Source organism: Pseudomonas brassicacearum (assembly GCF_003732265.1).
Taxonomy (GTDB): Bacteria; Pseudomonadota; Gammaproteobacteria; order Pseudomonadales; family Pseudomonadaceae; genus Aquipseudomonas; species Aquipseudomonas brassicacearum_D.
The window spans coordinates 1-414 of the sequence record NZ_MOBK01000371.1 but is presented as its reverse complement, the minus strand read 5'-3'; the positions used below and the strand labels follow the sequence as shown (position 1 = coordinate 414).

General features: G+C 58.9%; 1 protein-coding gene. It reads left to right on the top strand.

Translation table 11 applies throughout. The annotated features are described in order from the left end of the window. Positions 1-414: SurA N-terminal domain-containing protein (locus tag BK660_RS31765; protein ID WP_185045342.1), on the top strand; the 414-nt coding region annotated here is incomplete at both ends.

Genomic DNA, 414 nt, shown 5'->3' with positions numbered 1-414 from the left:
GTGCTGGAGCAGCAGGTGCTTGAGCGCCTGATGGTCGAAAACTTGCAACTGCAGATCGGCGAGCGTTCGGGCATCCGCATTACCGATGAAGAACTGATCCAGGCGGTGGGCACCATTGCCCAACGCAACAACATGTCGGTGGATCAATTCCGCGCCTCGCTGGCTCACGACGGTCTGTCTTACGACGACGCCCGTGAACAGATTCGCCGTGAAATGGTCATCAGCCGTGTGCGTCAACGCCGTGTGGCCGAGCGCATCCAGGTGTCCGAGCAGGAAGTGAAGAACTTCCTCGCCTCCGACCTTGGCAAGATGCAATTGTCCGAAGAGTTCCGTCTGGCCAACATCCTGATTCCTACGCCGGAGAGCGCCAACTCCGACGCGATTCAGAATGCGGCCAAACAGGCTGACGCGGTT